The organism is Streptomyces sp. JJ36 (assembly GCF_021696945.1).
Taxonomy (GTDB): domain Bacteria; phylum Actinomycetota; class Actinomycetes; order Streptomycetales; family Streptomycetaceae; genus Streptomyces.
The window spans coordinates 15,936-32,798 of record NZ_JACYHE010000070.1 but is presented as its reverse complement, the minus strand read 5'-3'; the positions used below and the strand labels follow the sequence as shown (position 1 = coordinate 32,798).

Sequence of the window (16,863 nt, the reverse complement as noted above, 5' to 3'; positions counted from 1 at the left end):
GGCCACCACCAGCGCGGCCGGCGCCGCCGCGGCCGCCACCCGCTCCCGCAGGCCGGGCGTCCCCGGAGGCCGGGGGCCGCCGGCGTCCGGGCCGGTGTGCCGGTCCCCGCCGGCGAGGGCGAGCAGCCCCCCGGACACGGCGGGGAGCACCACCAGGGCCCACAGCAGCCCGCTCATTCCCGCAGCTCCGCGGCCATGTCCGTCATGTCCGCCTCCGTGGCGCGGAACAACAGCGTCACCACGGCGAAGCCCATCGCCATCTCCACGGTCATCGCCGCGATGACGACCAGGACCAGCACCTGCCCGTCCGGGGCCGCGGGCGCCAGGTAGTACCAGAAGGCCGCGGCCGCCACGATGACGCCGTTGACCATGAGTTCCAGGCCCATCATCACCATCACCACGGACTGCTGGCTCAGCGCCCCGAAGAGCCCCACCGCCAGCAGTGCGGCGGCCAGGACCAGGAACAGCTCCAGACTCATCGCCGGGCCCCCTCCCCGTGCGCCCGCTGCTCCAGGTCGCCCCCGTGCTCGCCGCGCGGGTCGTAGCGGCTGCGGGCGGCCGCCAGCACCAGCGCGGCCACGATGGTGGCGAAGAGCACCGCACCGACGCCGATCATCACCAGCATCTTCGACCCCATCACCGCCTGGCCGGCGGCGTGCGCCGTGTCCTCCGGCGGCGTCCCCCGGCGCTCGGGCCACGGCACCAGCAGCGCACCGGCGGCCAGCGCCACGAAGGCCGCACCGGAGACGGCCAGCGCGCCCCGCTTGTTGTGCAGCATCGACATGGGCATCAGGCCGGCCGGGTTCATCATGAACATGATCATGAACACCGCCATGATCGCCATCTCCATCACCATCATCAGCACGGTGACCACGCCCAGATAGGCCAGATCGAGCAGCAGCAGCGCCGCCCCCACCGCCACGAACGACACCGCCAGGGCATAGGTCGCACGGGCCATCGAGTCCACCCGGAACACGGCCGCACCCGCCGCGACCGCGACCACCGCACAGACCAGGAACGCCGCGAGTTCCACCGCTCACTCCTTCACTACGGCGACCACTTCAGTACCGCGACCACGGCGACGACGAGCACCTGCCCCAGCACCGCGGGCAGCGCCACCAACCAGCCCAGCCGGACCAGCCGCTCCGGGTGCACCACGGGCAGCCGGCGCCGCACCGCCACCAGCACCGCCAGCACGGTCAGGGTCTTCACCGCCGACCACAGCCACCCCGGCAGCCACGGTCCCGCGCCGCCGCCCAGGAAGAGCGCCACGGACATCCCGGCCCCCGCCGCGAGCAGCGCGTACCGGCCGGTGAGCAGCAGCAGCCGGTCCACCCCGGCCGCCTCGGCCCGTACCCCGCCGGCCGCGTCCCGGCCCAGCGGCGCGCCGAACGGCCCCCAGGCGGCGAACCCCGCCACCGACCCCAGGAACACCAGGAAGGCGACCGGCATCCACACCACGAACCACAGGCCCTGCTGTTCGGCCACCACCGTTCCCACGCGCAGGCTGCCGGCCGCCACCGCGGGCGCCGTCAGGGCGAACATCAACGGCAGCTCGTAGCTCAGCGCCTGCGCCAGGAAGCGATAGCCGCCGACCAGCGGGTGGACGCTGTTCGGCGCCCAGCCGGCCAGCCACAGCACGGCCCACAGCAGCACGTCGGCCGCGTTGAACCAGACGATCCCCACGGACAGGTCCGCCACCGTCACGCCTCCGGCCGGGACCACCGCCGCCATCAGCGCCGCGACCGTCAGCGGACCGGCCGTCGCCACCCACCACAGCAGCCCGTCCCGGGCCACGGTGGCGCGGCGCCGCTGCCGCAGCAGCCGCGCCGCCTCGGCCAGCGGCCGCCGCCAGCCGTCCGCCGGACCGGTGGTCCCGCCCGGGCCGGCGGCGAGCACGCCGTCCAGCACCGCGCCGGCCAGGGCGGCCGCCAGCAGCGCGGCCAGCGCGGGCACGACGGCCCAGAGCGGTGCGCCGGTGACCGTCATGCGGGCATCACCCCCCGGTGCGCGTCCTCCGCGACGGCGAGCTCGTCCGGGTCCGGGTCGAGGCTGGCCACACAGAGCCGGGCGGCCGCCAGGTCCAGGCCGGGCAGCAGCGCCTCCGCCGCATCCAGCAGCGCCCGCGAGGGAGAGTCCTCGCCGGTCCGGTCGCCCCGCGGTCCCGCGTCCCGCGGCGCACCGCCGGCCAGCAGCTCCTCGGTCTCGGCGAGCCACTGCCGCCAGCGCGCGGTCGCGTCCCACGGCCGGGCGGCGCGCGCGGCCGGGCCCGTCACGCCGAGCCGGCGCGCGAGCTCCGGGGTGAGCTCGCCCACCCCGTCGGTGGACCAGCGCAGCAGCCGGGACCGCTCCACCCGGCGGCGCAGCGTGGCGAAGTCCGCGCGGACTTCGCGGTCGCCGGTGTCCCCGACGTCGCCGGGGGCGAGCAGCCGGTCCCGCAGGGCGGCGGCCGCGTGTCCCGCCCGGGGCCAGCCGGCGACCCCGAGGAGCCGGGCCAGCGAGTCCAGATGGGCGGCCGCCGTACGGGCGCTCGGGCCGCCGGCGGGGGCGTCGTCGCCGTGCCAGAACGGGCGACCGGGCTCCACCCCCCGACGGACCGGAAGTACGTGGGCCTCGGCGTGCTGCACGACGTCGCCCTGCAACCGGGTGCGCACCACCAGCCCGGCCGGCCAGTACGGCAGCACGGGCCCCAGCGGCACCCGGAGCACGTCCAGCGCCAGCCCGTCCCGGTCCTCGGCCCGCCCGGCCATCCCCAGCCCTCCGGGCATCTCCCCGCCGTGGTCCCCGTGCCCGCCGTGGTCCTCGTGCCCGCCGTGGTCCTCGTGCCCGCCGTGGCCCTCCTGGTCGCCGTGGTCCCCGCGACCTCCGCCGCCGTGCTCGTCTCCGTCCTCCTGCGCCGTCCCGCGCCGCCCACCGTGGCCCTCGTGACCGTCGCCGTGCCCGGCCTCACCCTCGCCGTGCTCACGTCCCCTGGACGCGTCGCCGTCGCGCTCCTCCGCGCGGTGTGTGCCGTGGCCGTGGGCCCCGGGGGCGTCGTCGTCCGCACCGGGGTGCTCGTCGTCGCTCCCGTCCTGGTGGCCTTCCGCCGTGGGGGAGCCCTCACCCCCGTTGCCGCGGCCGGTCTCGTCACGGGCGTCCCCGCCGGAGGCACCGCCGCCCCACTCGTCGTCGCGGTCGCGCGCGTCCGTGTACTGCTCCGGGGCGGTCAGCGCGGCCACCGCTCGCCGCAGGGTGTCCTCCACGGCCTCCGGCTCCGTCACCTCGGCGCGGGCGCGCGGCCCCGGCAACCCGGCCCACAACTCCTCCGCGGCCCGCCCCATGTCCGCCGAGGGCGCGCCCACCACGAGCAGGACGTCCGCATCCGCCGGCGAGAGCGCCGGGCGTCCGCCCACCCGGGCCACCGCCCGCTCGGCGGCCAGCCGCAGCCCGGTGGCGCCGGGGCACACCGCCAGTAGCACATGCGGCCGCAGCGTCGCCCAGTGCGTCAGGCCCATCGCAGCGCCCCCTCGCGCCAGGCGTACGCGACGCCGCACATCAGCAGGCCCAGGAAGGCGAACATCTCCGCGACCGCCGGCATGCCCTTCTCGGCCACCACCAGCGCCCACGGGTACATGAAGAGCATCTCCACGTCGAACGCCAGGAAGAGGAACGTGAGGGCGTACCACCGGGCGTGGAAGCGGGAGACCGCGTGTTCCTCCGGGCGCCCGCCGGAGAGGAAGGGCCCCGCGGTGAGTGGTGCGGCGCGGACGGCCGTCAGCCGGTGCAGCAGCCGCAGCGCCACGACCGCCCCGACGGCCAGTACCGCCATCACGACCAGGTCCACGAACTCGCTCACGACCCGGTGCCCCCTTTCCCGCGCTGTCGCGCGTCTCTCGCGCTGCCCCGCGCTGCTTCCGTCCCGTGCCGCTACGGCCGCGGCCGTGGTGCACGGTGCCCGCCGGTACCCCCGGGGAGTCCGGGATAACCCCGCGCCGCCGTCCGCCGGGGCAGGCCCCGCACCGCTCGCCGGTACGCCCGCCCGAACGGCCCAACGGCCGCCGGGCGGAACGCGCCCCGGCTTACCGGCCGGTCCCGAGCAGCCCCCGCAGGCCCGCGGAGACCGCCCGCCGGGCCGCGCCGCCCCGCCGGGCGGCCGTCAGCGCGCCGCCCACCGCGGCGGCCCCGGCCAGCAGCTCCCCGCGGCGCAGGGCCAGCCAGAGCAGCGGATCGGCGGTGTGGGCCTGCCCGCCGAACGGGCCGTCGGCGCCGCGGTCCCGGTCCTCGTCCCGGGGCCGGAAGAGGTTGGAGCCCCAGCGCGGCAGGTCCGCGTCCGTCTGCTGGCCCTGCACCCCGGTACGGGCCAGATAGCGGTCCAGCAGCCACGGGGCCACGCGTTCGCCCAGGATCGTGTAGGCGGTCGACACCCCGACCCACATGTTGCGGCGCGGGTGCCGTGCCAGGTGGGCGATGCCGCGTGCCGCGAGCTCCGGCCGGAAGACCGGGGGCACCGGCATGGGGTGCTCCGGCATCCGGCTGGCGTTCCAGTTGAACTGGGTGGTGTTCAGGCCGGGAAGCTGCACCTGACACAGCTTCACCGCACTCTTCTCATGGCGGAGTTCGGCGACGACGGACTCGGTGAAGCCCTTCACGGCGTGCTTGGCGCCGCAGTACGCGGCCTGGAGCGGGATGGCCCGGAAGGCCATCGCGGAGCCCACGTTGACGATCACCCCGCGGTTCCGCGGCCGCATGCGCTCCAGCGCGGTCAGCGTGCCGTGCACCTGCCCGTAGTACGTGACCTCCGTGACGCGGCGGAACTCGTCCATCGGGGTGTCCCAGGCGAACGCCAGGGTGCCGGCGAAGGCGTTGTTCACCCACAGCCCGATCTCGCCGAGCTCCTCCTCGGTACGTGCGGCCGCCGCGCGCAGGGCCTCGTGGTCGGTGACGTCGGCCGGCAGCGCGAGCGCCCGGGCGCCGAGCTCCTCGGCGTCGCGCACCGCGCCGTCCAGGCCCGCCCGGCCGCGGGCGACCACCGCCACGTCGTAGCCCTGGCGGGCCAGTTCCCGTACGGTCGCGCGGCCGACGCCGGCGGACCCGCCGGTCACCACCGCCACCTCACCTGTGCGTCGGGACGTCATGGGGCTCTCCTCTCCGTCGTCGGGTCGTCAGGAGCGGGTGTTCCGGGGCTGCTCCCGGCTGCGCCGGGACGGTGCCGGTACGGCTCCGGGGCGCCGTCCGCACCGCGGCGGCCCGGGCCGGCAGCGGGTCAGGACCGCGGCGGCCGCGCCAGGCGCACCCCGCTCTCCAGCAGCAGCGCGTGGACGAACGCCTGCGGGAAGTTGCCCCGCAGTTGCCGCTGCAGCACGTCGTACTCCTCGGCGAACAGCCCGGGCGTGCCCGCGGCCGACCGGATCCGCTCCCACCAGCGCAGCGCCTCGCTCCGGTCGCCCTGGGAGTCGGCGGCGAGCACCATCATGAAGCCGCACAGCGTGAAGGCGCCCTCCGCCTGGCCCAGCGGGGTGTCACCGTGCTGGAAGCGGTAGAGGTAGCCCTCCTTGGCCAGCCGGTCGCGGATCTCCTGCCGGGTGCGGACGGCGGTGGGGTCCCGGGGTTCCAGTGCGCCGCGGGCGAAGGCCATCAGCAGCGCGGCCTCCATGCCCTCGTCGTCCTCGGCGCGCTGCCAGTGCCCGTCGGGGTGCAGACAGCGGCGCCGGGTCTCCCGGAGGATGTGGTCGGCGGCCGCCCGCCAGTCGTCGGCGGCGGTTCCGCCGAGGGCGTCGGCCGCCGCGCGCAGCCCGGCCACCACACTCAGCCGGGAGTGGGTCCACCAGCGTTCCTCCAGCTCCCACACTCCAGCGTCCGGCTCCCGCCACCGGTCCATGACGGCCTTGGCTGCGACCTCACAGGCACGCCGGCCCTCGGCGTCCAGCCGGCCCAGCCGGGCGGCCGCGGCGTGCAGTTGGAGCACCTCGCCGAAGGCGTCGAGCTGGAACTGGTGTCTGGCCCGGTTGCCGACGCGGTCGCTGCCGCCGGGGTAGCCCGGCAGGCCCACCGCCTTCTCCGGCGGCGCGTGACCGCCCCGGACCGTGTAGAGCGGCCGCAGTTCCGGCCCGTCCGCCAGCACCCGTTCGGTGGTGAAGCGGACCGCGGTGTCCAGCAGCGGGTGGGGTCCGTGCGCGGCGACGGCGAGACCCGCGTAGCACTGGTCGCGGATCCAGGCGTAGCGGTAGTCGTAGTTCCGGCCCGCCTGTGCGCGCTCGGGGAGCGCGGTGGTCGCGGCGGCCACCATCCCGCCGGCGCCGCTGGTCAGGCCCCGGAGCAGGGCGTACGCCTGCCGCGCGTCCCGGGGCTCCTCGGTGTCGTCACAGGACGGCACGTCCCGGTCCCAGGCGTGCCGGGTGGCCGCCCAGAGGGCGCCGGGGTCCAGCGGGTCGGTGTGCTCCCGGTCGGCGATCTCCAGCACCACGTCGTGCGTTCGGCCCTCGGGGACCAGGAACCGCCCTGCGAGCTCGCCCTCGGCGTCCGGCCGCACACCGGTCAGCCCGTGCACCCGTACGTGCAGCGGGCCCGCGCGCCCCGTCCAGCACCCGTCCCGCTCCCGCAGCTCCGTCAATCGGTGCCGCCCGAAGCCGGGCCGCACATCGAGCCGTACGCTCATCGCGGCGTCGCCGCGCCGGGCGTGGACCCGGCGCAGCAGCACGGCCCGGCCGGGGCCGGCCGGGCGGGCCAGCGCCTCCTCGCTCTCCACGATGCCGCTGCCCGACACCCACCGGCTGACCCAGATCAGCGTGCCGTCCTGGTAGTAGCCGCCCCAGACCCGCCAGTCGTCCTCGGGGGCGAGCCGGTAGCCGCCCCGGCCGCCGAGCAGCCGGGAGAACACGGCCTCGTCGTCCCACCGGGGTGCGCAGAGCCACACCACCGCCCCGTCCGGGTCGACGAGCGCGCCCCGCTCGCCGTCGGCGAGCAGGGCGTAGTTCCGCAGCGCCCAGGGACGGGCCAGGGACCGTGCGGGGTCCGGGGAGCCGGGCGGTCCCGGCCACGCCGCGGGAGAGGCCGGTGGCTGCTCAGCCATACCGCACCTCCTTCCGCGGCCTGCGGGCGGCCGGGGAGGGGAACGGCGAGCGGGTACCGCGCGACCGCCGGGCGGCGGTGGGCGCGTCGGTCGTGGGCACGGGTCACCTCGGCAGAAGCGTGCAGGTCCGCCGCCCGCGGTACCCGGGCCCGGCGGGCGGAAACGCCGCGGGGCGGCCCCGCCCCCGCCCTGCGGCGTGACGCGGGCCACCGTCCCCGGGCCCCGGCGGCCCGGCCGCGGCACCGGCTGTGAGCAACGGCACAGGAGCCCCAAGTCATCCCGGCGCGCGCCGGGTTGACGGTCCGGTGAGCGACTGCTCACGGCGTCCCGAACCGACCGTGGCCCCCCGTCTGTGACCATGGGGCGTCGTCGAGCCGCGGACGGCGGAACACCCGCCGGAGCGGCACCGGAGCCCCCGCGCTCGACCGGTCCCGGAGCGGCGTGCGTGCCGCCGGGCCCGGTTCCGTCCCCGACCCGCGGTTCGGTCACCTCCGCGCCGAGACCCCGATGACTCCTCCTCTCGCCACCGCCCCCGCGCCTGCCGTGCCCCGGCAGGCCGCCCCGCCCGAGCACACCGCCGTACCCGCCGGTTCCGTCCCGGAACCGGGCGCGGCGCCGGACGACGCGCCCCCGAGACCCGGCGCCGCCCCCGCGGCGGCGCCCGCGGCCGCCCCGGTGGACCGCCGGCCCGGACCCCCGGCCGAGGTCCTGCCCGAGGCCGTGCCCGAGGCCCGGCCCGGATCTCCGTCCGGCCCCGCGCCCGGAGACCGGGCCGGCCGGTCGCCCTGGCGCTCGCTGCGCCACCGCAGCATGCGCTGGTGGTCGGCGGCGAACCTGGTGTCGAACGCCGGCACCTGGATGCAGCTCACCGTGCAGAACCTGCTGGTCCTGCAGATCAGCGGCTCCGCCGCGGCCACCGGGCTCTCCCTCTCCGTACAGGCCGCGCCCGGTCTGCTGCTCGGCCTTGCCGGCGGTGCCGCGGTGGACGCCTGGCCGCGGAAGCTCACCGCCGCGGTGAGCCAGGCCGTGCTCGGCGTGGTGGCCTTCGCCACTGCGGCCCTGGTCGCCTTCGACCTGCTCACCATGCCGCTGCTGCTGGTGCTCGCCGCCGTCACCGGCCTGATCGCGACGGTCGACAACCCGGCGTGCTCGCTGCTCGGCAACGACCTGGTGCCCGCCCGGGACGTCCCCTCGGCCATCGCGGTCGGTTCGGTGGTGCACAGTTCGGGCCGGCTCCTCGGCACCGCGCTCGCCGGTGTCGCCGTAGGCGTCTTCGGCACCGCCGTGGCGTACGCCGCCAACGGGCTGTCCTTCCTCCTGGTGGCCGCGGTGATCCCGTTCCTGCGGCTCGCCCCGCCCGGCGCCCGGGAGGCCGGGACGGTCCCCGCACGACCCCCGGCCGCGCGCGGCCGGGCGGGCGGCCGTGCGCCGTCCCGGAAGCGCCCGGCGCCCGGCGGCAGCGCCCGCGAAGGGCTGGTCTTCTTCCTGAAACGGCCGCGCCTGGTCGCGCTCGCCGGTGTCACCGGGCTCAGCGCGATCTTCGGCCGCAACTACTCCCTCACCCTCGCGGTGCTGGTCACCGGGCCGCTGGCCGGCTCGGCCCAGGACTTCGGCACCGTCTCCACCGTGCTGGCCGCCGGCGGCATCCTCGGCGCGATGCTCGCGGGGCGGCTGACCCGGCCGTCGGTGCGCCTGGTCGGCTCGCTGGCGGCCGCCGGGGCGCTGCTCCAGGTCGCCGCCGGGCTGGCGCCCGGACTGTTCTGGCTGGTGCTGCTGGTCGCCCCGATGGCGGTCGTGGAGTCGGTCTCGGACACCGCCGGGAAGACGGTCCTCCAGACCGACCCGCCGCCCGGCATGCGCGGCCGGGTGCTCGGGGTGTGGCGCAGCGCGAGCACCGGCTGGGGCCTGGCCGGGCCCGCCCTGATCGGGGTGCTGATGGAGTGCGCCGGGCCGCGCGGCGCACTGGTGACGGGCGGCCTGATCGTCGCCGGCGCGGTGTGCACCGGCCGCCTCTGGCACGCCCGCCCGTACGCCGCCCGCCGTACGGAGTGGGCGGCCGCGGCCTGACCGCGAGGTGTCGGTGCCCGTACCCGGGTACTCGTCGGCCCGGCCGCCCCGCTCCGCGGGTGCGGCCGTCGCCCGACCACGACACCGCGGAGGACTGCGATGGCGAACACGGCACACGAGACGGCCACGACCGCGCAGGGTGCCCTGCAGGGCAAGCACGCGCTGGTGACCGGCGGGGCCCGGGGGCTGGGCGCCGCGATCACCCGGCGCCTGGCCCGGGCGGGGGCACTGGTCCACGTCGCCGACATCCGCCGGGAGACGGCCGAGGACCTGTGCGCCGAGCTCAAGGAGGACGGCTGCCGCGCGCTCTACACCGAGCTCGACGTACGGGACCCGGCGGCGGTCGCCGGGGCGTTCCGGGAGCTGGACGAGACCGGCCCGCAGCCGCTGGACATCCTGGTCAACAACGCCGCGGTCGACGTCTCGAAACCGATCGAGCACCTCTCCGCCGAAGAGGTGACCCGGGTCGTCGGCACCAACCTGCTGGGCCCCATGTACACCTGCCTGGAGGTCTACCGGCGCATGGTCGACCGCGGCGGCGGTCACATCGTGAACATTCTTTCGACCGCTTCCTGCCGCACCTGGACCGAGGCCGGCCCGTACGCCGCCGGCAAGGCGGGACTGCGGGCGTTCACCCACACGCTCTTCAAGGAGGCCCAGCGGGACTGCCTCGGCGTCGGGGTGACCGGCGTCGTCGCGGGCGGCATGGAGACGCCGTTCGTGCTGGACCGCTTCCCGGATGCGGACACCTCGCTGCTCCAGTCCCCGGAGATCGTCGCGGACACCGTGCTGTACGCGCTGTCCGTGCCGTCCGGCAGCGTGGTTCCGGAGCTGGTGGTCGTGCCGCGCAGCGAGAGCTCCTGGCCCTGAGGGAGGACGCGGCCGGTTGGCCCCGGCGGCCGGGGGTACCGCGGGAGGTGCCGGCCGGACGGGGCCGGCCGGCCGACCACCCGTGACGACCAGCACGACGGAGCACACCATGGCCGAGACCAACCCCATCGACCTGCAGCGCGCGCTGAAGGGCGCCAGCTACCCCACCGACCGGGAGCACCTCACCGAGCTCGCCCGGAAGAACGGCGCCGACGACCAGCTCGTGGACCGGATCTCCCATCTGGAGGAGAAGGAGTTCAGCGGCCCGGACAAGGTCGAGCAGGCCGTCTTCCGCGGGCGGTGAGGACGCGGGGCGCCCCGCCCGGCGAGGCGCCCCCGCCACCGTGTCCGGGCGGTGTGCACGCGACTCCGCTCCTTCTTCACGTTTGGTGACCGGCCCCCGGGACACTCGGGCGCGGTGTTGACCACACCCCCCTCCCGTACTCCGTCCGCGACCGGCGGCCCCTGGCTGTTCCCGGCGGCCGAGCCGGGCCGCCCGGCGTCGCGTGCGGTGCTCTTCGACCGCGACGGCACGCTGGTCGAGGACGTCCCGTACAACGGCGACCCGGGCCGGGTGCGCCTGATGCCCACCGCCCGCGCCGCGCTGGAGACACTGCGCGCGCGCCGCGTCGCGGTGGGCGTCGTCAGCAACCAGTCCGGCGTGGGCCGGGGGCTCCTCACCCGGGCCCAGGTCGAAGCGGTGCAGCGGCGCACCGAGGAGCTGCTCGGGCCGCTGGACGTGTGGGCGGTCTGCCCGCACGCCCCGGGGGAGGGCTGCCCCTGCCGCAAGCCCGAGCCCGGACTGGTGCTCGCGGCCTGCTCCCGGCTGGGCACCACCCCCCACCGCACCGCCGTGATCGGTGACATCGGCGCCGACATGGGCGCCGCCCGGTCCGCCGGAGCGCACGGCGTGCTGGTGCCGACCCCGGTCACCCGCCCCGAGGAGGTCGCACGGGCACCGCGCACCGCCCCGGACCTGCTGGCCGCGGTCCGTGCGGTGCTGGGGGAGGACACCCGCGGGCAGCGTTCCGGTCGCCCCGGGGCGGGTCCCGCGCGGAGGGCCCGGTGACGGCCCGCCCCCGCACCCTCGTCGTACGCCTGGACAGCGCCGGCGACGTGCTGCTGGCCGGGCCGGCCGTGCGGGCCGCCGCCCACGGCTCCGCCCGCACCGCGCTGCTCAGCGGCCCGCTCGGCGAACAGGCCGCGCGCCTGCTCCCCGGAGTCGACGAGGTGCTGGTGCACGACGCCCCGTGGGTGGGGCTGCGCCCGCCGCCCGTACGGCAGGAGGACACCGCCGCCCTGGTGGAGACGGTGGCGGCGGGGCGCTTCGACCGCGCCCTGGTGCTGGCCTCGTACCACCAGAGCCCGCTGCCCGCGGCGCTGCTGCTGAAGCTGGCCGGCGTCCCCTGGGTCGCAGCCGACAGCGAGCACTACCCGGGGGCCCTGCTGGACCGGCGCCACCGGCGGGCCCCGGACCGGCACGAGGCGGAGGCCGCGCTGGACCTGGCCCGGGCGGCCGGCTTCCGGCTGCCGCCCGGCGACGACGGCGCCCTGCGCACGCTTCCGCCACCGGACACCACCCACCTCACCGGCTCCGCCCCCTACGTCGTGGTGCACCCGGGGGCGGCCGTGCCCGCCCGGGCCTGGAGCCCGGAGCGCGCCGCCCGGGCGGTGGCCGCGCTGAACGCGGCGGGGCACCGGGTGGTGGTCACCGGGGCGCCCGCGGAGAAGGAGCTGACCGCGGACGTCGCCGGCAGCTACGGCCTCGACCTCGGCGGCCGCACGGGCTTCCGGGAGCTCGCCGGCGTGCTGGCGGGGGCACGCGCCGTGGTGGTCGGCAACACCGGGCCGTCCCATCTGGCGGCCGCCGTCGGCACCCCGGTCGTCTGCCTCTTCGCGCCCGTGGTGCCCGCCGGGCGCTGGGCGCCCTTCGGGGTGCCGCACGTGCTGCTGGGACGCGCGGACGCTCCCTGCGCCGGCACCCGGGCCCGTACCTGCCCGGTGCCGGGCCATCCCTGCCTGGATTCGGTGACGGACGAGGAGCTGCTGGCGGCCGTGGCGGAGTTCGCCCCGGGAGGGTCTGCCTGAGGACGCGGAGTGCGCCGAACGGAGAGGAGAGGACAGTGAGCGAGACGGAGCGTCGCCGGGGCCCCCGGCCCGTCCGGCACGGGCGTGCGGCACGGGGAGGGGCCGCGGCCGCGGCCCTGGCGGCCCTGGTGGGCCTGGCCGGCTGCGGGACGGAGAACGTCCCGGGCCAGACCCGGGAGGTCTTCCCCGACGTCGAGATCGCGTACGACGAGGCCATCCGGCACTCCGTCGCCGAGGTCCCCACCGGAGAGCTGACCTCTCTGGAGCTCCGGCACGCCGACCGGGAGCCCGTGTGGCGCAGCGAGGTCGTCGCGGACGACGGCACGCTGTACGTCGTCCGGCTCTCCGCGACCACCGGGCGGCCGCTCCCGCCGCCGGAGACGACCCCGCCTCCGGAGACGCCCCCGCCGGAGTCCCCGCCGCCGGAGACGACCCCGCCTCCGGAGACGCCCTCGCCGGAGTCCCCGCCGCCGGAGACGACCCCGCCCCCGGCGACGCTCACACCGGAGCCGCCGCCCGCTCCCGAGGGTGAGGCCTCGGAGCGGACGCTCACCCTGCTCGAGGAGGCGAAGCTGCTCCCGGAGGAGGCCGTCCGCCAGGTGACCAAACCGGAGTTCGGCAAGGTCGCCCGGATCGACCTGCGCCGCGGCGAGGCGGGCCGGGTGGTGTGGACGGTGAAGGTCGCGGCGATCCGCCCGGAGAACTTCCACCGCTACGACGTGGACGCCGTCACCGGCGAGGTGCTGCGGCGCACTCCGTTGCCCGCCCCGTCCGGCTGAGTCCCGCCGAGTGTCCGGCAGGACTCAGCCGCCACGCACCGGCGCAGCCGCCTTCCGTCCGGGCGGGCCGCCGGCGGAACCGGCACCGGACACGGCGCGGCGGGCCGGGGCCCAGGGCCCCGGCCCGCCGCGCCGTGTCCGGCCGTGGAGCGGACCTCCGCCGCCGGTACCGGCCGCGTCAGGACCGCGACTTGCGGGTGCGCGACCGGTTCGCCTTGCGGATCTCCTCCAGGAGCTCCTGCTTGTTCATCTTCGAGCGCCCCGACACGTCAAGCCGCTGCGCCACGCTGTACAGGTGCTCCTTGCTGGCGTTCTCGTCGACGCCCTCCCCGGTACGTCCGCCGCGGCCCCGCGGCCGGGCGGCACCCGGGTCGGAGGGGCCCTTGCGGCCCTGCTCCTTGCGCTCCCAGTGGTCGCCCACCTTCTCGAACTTGTGCTTGAGCGCGCTGTACGCCGTCCGGTGCGCGCGCTCGCCCTCGCCGTACTCCTCGACGGCGGAGTCGTGCGCCTTGATCCAGGTCCGCTGGGCCTCGTCCGGGGAGCGCCGCAGCGTCGAAGGCAGTTCCTCTCGTGCCGGCATGACCTTCACCTTTCCGCGGGCCTCACGAGGCGGCGGTGATCCTCTCCCGCGCCAGCGTCAGCGCCCGCTCGACGGACCGTGTCCCGGTGGACACGCACAGCGTGTAGGAGACGTCCTCGATCTCCTGCTGCTGCCGGGGTGCCGCGCCGCCGTCCTGGCTCAGCAGGTTCTCGTAGCGCTGCACGAGCTCCCGTAGCACGGCCGGGTGTGCCATCAGCATGTCCGCTCCTCCTCTGTGCGTGTCCGGGCGGCGCGGCTCCGCGGGCGTTCGCGGACGCGCCGCTTCCACACGGAATGATCGGACAAAACAGCCGACAACGCTCGCCGTGTGCTGCGTGCCCGGCCGTGCCTCGCGAGTTCCCCGCCGCCTCTCCGGTTAACCCCGTGTGCGCCGGTCGCTCACGCCCACCCGACCCCGGGCACCCGCGGATTCGCGGCGCGGACGCCGGGTACCCGGCACCGGACCGTCGCGAGCCCCCGACCCGCACCGGGGTGGTGCCCATGACCTCCGAAGCCGTACGGATCGCCGCAGACGGCGCCGAACTCGCCGGGGACCTCGAAACACCGGCCGGCGACCTCGGGATGGTCGCCTTCGCCCACGGCAGCGGCAGTTCCCGGCACAGCCCGCGCAACCGGGCCGTGGCGGGCATGCTCCACGACGCCGGCCTGGGCACCCTCCTCTTCGACCTGCTCACCGAGGACGAGGAGCGCATCGACGCCGCCACCGGCGAACACCGCTTCGACATCCCGCTGCTGGCCCGCCGGCTGGTCGCGGCCGCCGACTGGCTGGCCGCCCGGCCGGACACCGGGGCGGCGCCGCTGGGCCTCTTCGGGGCCAGCACCGGTGCCGCCGCCGCGCTCGTCGCCGCCGCGGAACGGCCCGAACGTGTCCGGGCGGTGGTCTCCCGCGGCGGCCGGCCCGACCTGGCCGGCGACGCCCTGCCCCGGGTCGCGGCGCCCGTACTGCTGCTGGTCGGTGGGGCCGACCGGGAGGTGCTGCGGCTCAACGAGCAGGCCGCGGACCGGCTGACCGCGCCGTACTCGGTGCAGGTGGTGCCGGGCGCGAGCCACCTCTTCGAGGAGGCCGGGGCCCTGGAGGCGGTCGCCGAGCAGGCACGTGACTGGTTCGTGCGGATGACCGAGGAGCGGGCCGCATGATCTCCGGACGCGGCCCCGGCGCGCAAGAGCCGCGGGCCGGCCGGGACAGCGACACGGCGCATCCGAGCGGCCAGTGAGATTGAGCCCCGCCGACCGGGTACCCGGCGCTCGTGCCCACGGGCGTCCCAGCACGTACGGAACGGCCCGGAACGGGCGGAACGGCCCGCGACGGGCGGAAAGGAGCCTGCGGTGAGCGAGGCCAGGGCAGAGCGCGAGCGCGCGGCACAGCTTCCCGAGGACGACGTCATCGGCATCCTGCTGTCGCAGCACGCCCGGATCCGCGATCTCTTCGCGGACGTCAAGACCGCCGAAGGAGAGCACAAGCAGCAGGCGTTCGACGAGCTGCGAGCGCTGCTCGCGGTGCACGAGACCGCCGAGGAGATGATCCTGCGCCCCGTCGCCAAGGAGGCGGCGGGCCGGGAGGAGGCCGAGGCGCGCAACCACGAGGAGGAAGAGGCCAACAAGGTGCTGGCGCGACTGGAGAAGATGGACGTCTCCAGTTCCGAGTTCGACAGCCTGCTGGAGGAGTTCGAGCGCTCGGTGTCCGACCACGCCGAGCACGAGGAGCGTGAGGAGTTCCCGTACGTGCACTCCTCCCGGACCCCGGACGAGCTGCGGCACATGGGGCGGCGGCTGCAGTCCGTGGAGCGTTTCGCGCCGACGCACCCGCACCCGGGTACGGCCGGGCGCCCGGCCGCCCAGTGGGCGGTGGGCCCGTTCGCGTCCGTGGTGGACCGGACCCGCGACAAGCTCCAGCACCGTCGCGGCGGCTGACCGGCGGACCGCCTCCCGGGGTCGGGACGCCGGTCACGGGGAGCACGCGGTGCTCCCGCAACGTCTCGCGCCCCGCTCCGGGCCCTCCGGAGCGGGGCGCGGCGCGCGGCGCCGGGCGGTCAGCCCCGGCCCGCCTTGCCGGTGCTGCCGGAGAGCAGCACCTCCGCGAGCTCCTCGTCCAGCGAGCTGCGCACCTTGCCGGCGAAGTCGCCCGTGGTGGCCTCGTCGACCACCTCCATCACGCAGCGGGCGGCGTGCACGGCCTGCGGCCCGTCCAGGCCGCCGCGCTGCGCCACCCGGTCGAAGAACTCCTGCCGGCTCATCCGCGCTCCGGTGACCGGCTCGTCGGGGGCGAGGGCGACCCGCCGCAGGTTCTCGCCGATCTCCGTCGGAAGCTGGTCGGCCAGGTTCTCCGCCTGCGTGGCCTGGATCCGCTCCGCCAGCGTCTCCAGCGTGGCACGGGTCGCTCCCTCGGCCGCTCCGCGGCTGTCGAGGTGAGCCCGCGCCTGCACCTGGCCGATGAACTCGTCGTGCTGCATGGGTGTCACCTTCTCCGTGTCTGCTGCCTGTGCGGCCGGCCGGTACGGCCGCCTCCGCGGGCGGCCTTACCGGGGCTTGCGCCCCGGGTTTCCGCCGCCCCACCGGAGGAAACCGGGGACAGGGCGCCGGATGGCCCCCGGACGGTCGTGTCGCGCATCGCGCCACGGGTACCCGCCGAGGTCGCGAAGGAGGGAGAGAGCCCATGACCCAGGACGAGGACCGGGAGGGCCACGAGGGTCCGCGGCCCAGCCGGCGGGGCAAGGGCGGCACGCCCAACGTCGCGGGCAGCGACGTGCAGCAGCCCGAGATCGCCGAGGGGCCCGTGGAGGGCCTGGAACCGGGCGAGACCGTCGAGCGGGGCCCCTGGCGGCCCCCGGAGAAGGTGGACCCGCCGCCCGGTTACGGGCACCCGCCCGAAGCCGGCACCCGGGCGCCGCCCGGCACCCGGACCGGCGAGGACGAGGAGGACACACGGGAGGACTGAGCCCGGTGCCCGCGGCCCGGCGAGGTCCCGGGCCGCCGCACCCCGTGGCAGTTCCCTCCCGCGGCAGCACGCCGGCCACGCCGGCAGTACGCCGGACGCGAAGCATCCCGGAAGGAGGACCGCAGGTCATGCCGGACCCCGAGAAGTACGCGCCCTCGGCCTCGGAGGAGCTGGAGAACGAGCTCCGCGAGGCCGCCACCGACGTCACCGACGAGGAGGCCGCCGCGCACGAGAGCGAGGCGGGCGACACCCTCACCCCGAGCCGGCCGGCCCAGCGCCAGGCCGCGGGGCTCGACGAGCTGCGGAGCGCGCGGGAGGACGGTGAGGAGGAGCACGCCGACGACGGGCGCCGGGGAGGCGACGGGACCGACGCCGGGGGCCGGTGACCCGCAGGGCCGGCCCGGCGCGGCGGTCACCGGCTCTCCCGGGGCCACCGCGCCGCGTGTCCGTCCGGCCGCGCGGCGCGTTTGCGTGT

At 76.8% G+C, this 16,863-nt stretch carries 20 protein-coding genes; 10 read left to right on the top strand and 10 right to left on the bottom strand.

Features of this window, described 5'->3' with window-relative positions; genetic code table 11:
* Positions 1-173: 173 nt before the first annotated feature.
* The 7 genes from HOY81_RS21785 to HOY81_RS21755 form a co-directional block, all read right to left on the bottom strand.
* The gene (locus HOY81_RS21785; RefSeq protein ID WP_237322186.1) at positions 174-479 is read right to left on the bottom strand and encodes an NADH-quinone oxidoreductase subunit K; all 306 of its coding nucleotides are present in this window, start codon (positions 477-479) and stop codon (positions 174-176) included.
* Positions 476-1,033, bottom strand: coding sequence for an NADH-quinone oxidoreductase subunit J (locus HOY81_RS21780; protein ID WP_237322185.1), 558 nt, complete (start codon positions 1,031-1,033; stop codon positions 476-478). The genes HOY81_RS21785 and HOY81_RS21780 overlap by 4 nt, the downstream gene beginning before the upstream one ends.
* A 14-nt stretch (positions 1,034-1,047) precedes the next feature.
* Positions 1,048-1,989, bottom strand: coding sequence for a complex I subunit 1 family protein (locus HOY81_RS21775; protein WP_237322184.1), 942 nt, complete (start codon positions 1,987-1,989; stop codon positions 1,048-1,050).
* Complete coding sequence (locus HOY81_RS21770) at positions 1,986-3,494, bottom strand: hypothetical protein (protein ID WP_237322183.1); 1,509 nt, start codon at positions 3,492-3,494, stop codon at positions 1,986-1,988. Before HOY81_RS21770 ends, HOY81_RS21775 begins: the two co-directional genes overlap by 4 nt.
* Positions 3,485-3,808, bottom strand: coding sequence for an NADH-quinone oxidoreductase subunit A (locus HOY81_RS21765; protein WP_237322190.1), 324 nt, complete (start codon positions 3,806-3,808; stop codon positions 3,485-3,487). Before HOY81_RS21765 ends, HOY81_RS21770 begins: the two co-directional genes overlap by 10 nt.
* Before the next feature lie 250 nt (positions 3,809-4,058).
* Complete coding sequence (locus HOY81_RS21760) at positions 4,059-5,114, bottom strand: SDR family oxidoreductase (protein ID WP_237322182.1); 1,056 nt, start codon at positions 5,112-5,114, stop codon at positions 4,059-4,061.
* 128 nt (positions 5,115-5,242) lie between these two features.
* Positions 5,243-7,048, bottom strand: coding sequence for a glycoside hydrolase family 15 protein (locus tag HOY81_RS21755; protein WP_237322181.1), 1,806 nt, complete (start codon positions 7,046-7,048; stop codon positions 5,243-5,245).
* A 507-nt stretch (positions 7,049-7,555) separates the two neighbouring features.
* Here HOY81_RS21755 and HOY81_RS21750 point away from each other — a divergent pair.
* The 6 genes from HOY81_RS21750 to HOY81_RS21725 all read left to right on the top strand — a co-directional run bounded on the left by HOY81_RS21750 (position 7,556) and on the right by HOY81_RS21725 (position 12,852).
* Complete coding sequence (locus HOY81_RS21750) at positions 7,556-9,115, top strand: MFS transporter (RefSeq protein WP_272893138.1); 1,560 nt, start codon at positions 7,556-7,558, stop codon at positions 9,113-9,115.
* Between the two features lie 99 nt (positions 9,116-9,214).
* On the top strand, positions 9,215-9,985 hold the full coding sequence (locus tag HOY81_RS21745) for an SDR family oxidoreductase (protein WP_237322180.1): 771 nt from the start codon (positions 9,215-9,217) through the stop codon (positions 9,983-9,985).
* Positions 9,986-10,094: 109 nt separating this feature from the next.
* On the top strand, positions 10,095-10,289 hold the full coding sequence (locus HOY81_RS21740; RefSeq protein ID WP_237322179.1) for a DUF2795 domain-containing protein: 195 nt from the start codon (positions 10,095-10,097) through the stop codon (positions 10,287-10,289).
* Between the two features lie 165 nt (positions 10,290-10,454).
* Positions 10,455-11,054: an HAD-IIIA family hydrolase gene (locus HOY81_RS21735; RefSeq protein ID WP_237322188.1), complete on the top strand. Its 600-nt coding sequence runs from the start codon at positions 10,455-10,457 to the stop codon at positions 11,052-11,054.
* Positions 11,051-12,073 (top strand): glycosyltransferase family 9 protein, encoded by a 1,023-nt coding sequence (locus tag HOY81_RS21730; RefSeq protein ID WP_237322178.1) that lies wholly within the window; start codon positions 11,051-11,053, stop codon positions 12,071-12,073. The genes HOY81_RS21735 and HOY81_RS21730 overlap by 4 nt, the downstream gene beginning before the upstream one ends.
* 35 nt (positions 12,074-12,108) lie before the next feature.
* Positions 12,109-12,852 (top strand): PepSY domain-containing protein, encoded by a 744-nt coding sequence (locus HOY81_RS21725; protein WP_237322177.1) that lies wholly within the window; start codon positions 12,109-12,111, stop codon positions 12,850-12,852.
* 178 nt (positions 12,853-13,030) lie between these two features.
* Here the strand turns inward: HOY81_RS21725 and HOY81_RS21720 are convergent, their stop codons facing one another.
* Positions 13,031-13,432: a ChaB family protein gene (locus HOY81_RS21720; protein ID WP_237322176.1), complete on the bottom strand. Its 402-nt coding sequence runs from the start codon at positions 13,430-13,432 to the stop codon at positions 13,031-13,033.
* A gap of 22 nt (positions 13,433-13,454) precedes the next feature.
* The gene (locus HOY81_RS21715) at positions 13,455-13,652 is read right to left on the bottom strand and encodes a DUF5133 domain-containing protein (RefSeq protein ID WP_237322175.1); all 198 of its coding nucleotides are present in this window, start codon (positions 13,650-13,652) and stop codon (positions 13,455-13,457) included.
* 281 nt (positions 13,653-13,933) lie between these two features.
* Here HOY81_RS21715 and HOY81_RS21710 point away from each other — a divergent pair, with 281 nt between their 5' ends.
* Both HOY81_RS21710 and HOY81_RS21705 read left to right on the top strand, forming a co-directional pair.
* Entirely contained in the window at positions 13,934-14,590 is a 657-nt protein-coding gene (locus HOY81_RS21710) for a dienelactone hydrolase family protein (protein WP_237322174.1), read from the top strand.
* A 189-nt stretch (positions 14,591-14,779) separates the two neighbouring features.
* On the top strand, positions 14,780-15,364 hold the full coding sequence (locus HOY81_RS21705; RefSeq protein WP_237322173.1) for a hemerythrin domain-containing protein: 585 nt from the start codon (positions 14,780-14,782) through the stop codon (positions 15,362-15,364).
* 119 nt (positions 15,365-15,483) lie between these two features.
* Here HOY81_RS21705 and HOY81_RS21700 read toward each other — a convergent pair whose 3' ends face one another.
* Complete coding sequence (locus tag HOY81_RS21700; RefSeq protein WP_237322172.1) at positions 15,484-15,903, bottom strand: DUF2267 domain-containing protein; 420 nt, start codon at positions 15,901-15,903, stop codon at positions 15,484-15,486.
* 203 nt (positions 15,904-16,106) lie between these two features.
* Between HOY81_RS21700 and HOY81_RS21695 the strand changes: the two genes are divergently transcribed.
* The gene (locus HOY81_RS21695; RefSeq protein WP_237322171.1) at positions 16,107-16,388 is read left to right on the top strand and encodes a hypothetical protein; all 282 of its coding nucleotides are present in this window, start codon (positions 16,107-16,109) and stop codon (positions 16,386-16,388) included.
* Positions 16,389-16,516: 128 nt separating this feature from the next.
* Positions 16,517-16,774: a hypothetical protein gene (locus HOY81_RS21690; protein ID WP_237322170.1), complete on the top strand. Its 258-nt coding sequence runs from the start codon at positions 16,517-16,519 to the stop codon at positions 16,772-16,774.
* Positions 16,775-16,863 lie beyond the last annotated feature (89 nt).

What these genes read in the sequence shown, in the direction of transcription:
- HOY81_RS21755 (WP_237322181.1), bottom strand. Translation starts at nt 7,048, where the DNA reads ATGGCTGAGCAGCCACCGGCCTCTCCCGCGGCGTGGCCGGGACCGCCC.
- HOY81_RS21715 (WP_237322175.1), bottom strand. Translation starts at nt 13,652, where the DNA reads ATGCTGATGGCACACCCGGCCGTGCTACGGGAGCTCGTGCAGCGCTAC.
- HOY81_RS21695 (WP_237322171.1), top strand. Translation starts at nt 16,107, where the DNA reads ATGACCCAGGACGAGGACCGGGAGGGCCACGAGGGTCCGCGGCCCAGC.
- HOY81_RS21690 (WP_237322170.1), top strand. Translation starts at nt 16,517, where the DNA reads ATGCCGGACCCCGAGAAGTACGCGCCCTCGGCCTCGGAGGAGCTGGAG.
- HOY81_RS21770 (WP_237322183.1), bottom strand. Translation starts at nt 3,494, where the DNA reads ATGGGCCTGACGCACTGGGCGACGCTGCGGCCGCATGTGCTACTGGCG.
- HOY81_RS21700 (WP_237322172.1), bottom strand. Translation starts at nt 15,903, where the DNA reads ATGCAGCACGACGAGTTCATCGGCCAGGTGCAGGCGCGGGCTCACCTC.
- HOY81_RS21720 (WP_237322176.1), bottom strand. Translation starts at nt 13,432, where the DNA reads ATGCCGGCACGAGAGGAACTGCCTTCGACGCTGCGGCGCTCCCCGGAC.
- HOY81_RS21765 (WP_237322190.1), bottom strand. Translation starts at nt 3,808, where the DNA reads ATGGCGGTACTGGCCGTCGGGGCGGTCGTGGCGCTGCGGCTGCTGCAC.
- HOY81_RS21740 (WP_237322179.1), top strand. Translation starts at nt 10,095, where the DNA reads ATGGCCGAGACCAACCCCATCGACCTGCAGCGCGCGCTGAAGGGCGCC.
- HOY81_RS21710 (WP_237322174.1), top strand. Translation starts at nt 13,934, where the DNA reads ATGACCTCCGAAGCCGTACGGATCGCCGCAGACGGCGCCGAACTCGCC.
- HOY81_RS21745 (WP_237322180.1), top strand. Translation starts at nt 9,215, where the DNA reads ATGGCGAACACGGCACACGAGACGGCCACGACCGCGCAGGGTGCCCTG.
- HOY81_RS21785 (WP_237322186.1), bottom strand. Translation starts at nt 479, where the DNA reads ATGAGTCTGGAGCTGTTCCTGGTCCTGGCCGCCGCACTGCTGGCGGTG.
- HOY81_RS21760 (WP_237322182.1), bottom strand. Translation starts at nt 5,114, where the DNA reads ATGACGTCCCGACGCACAGGTGAGGTGGCGGTGGTGACCGGCGGGTCC.
- HOY81_RS21775 (WP_237322184.1), bottom strand. Translation starts at nt 1,989, where the DNA reads ATGACGGTCACCGGCGCACCGCTCTGGGCCGTCGTGCCCGCGCTGGCC.
- HOY81_RS21750 (WP_272893138.1), top strand. Translation starts at nt 7,556, where the DNA reads ATGACTCCTCCTCTCGCCACCGCCCCCGCGCCTGCCGTGCCCCGGCAG.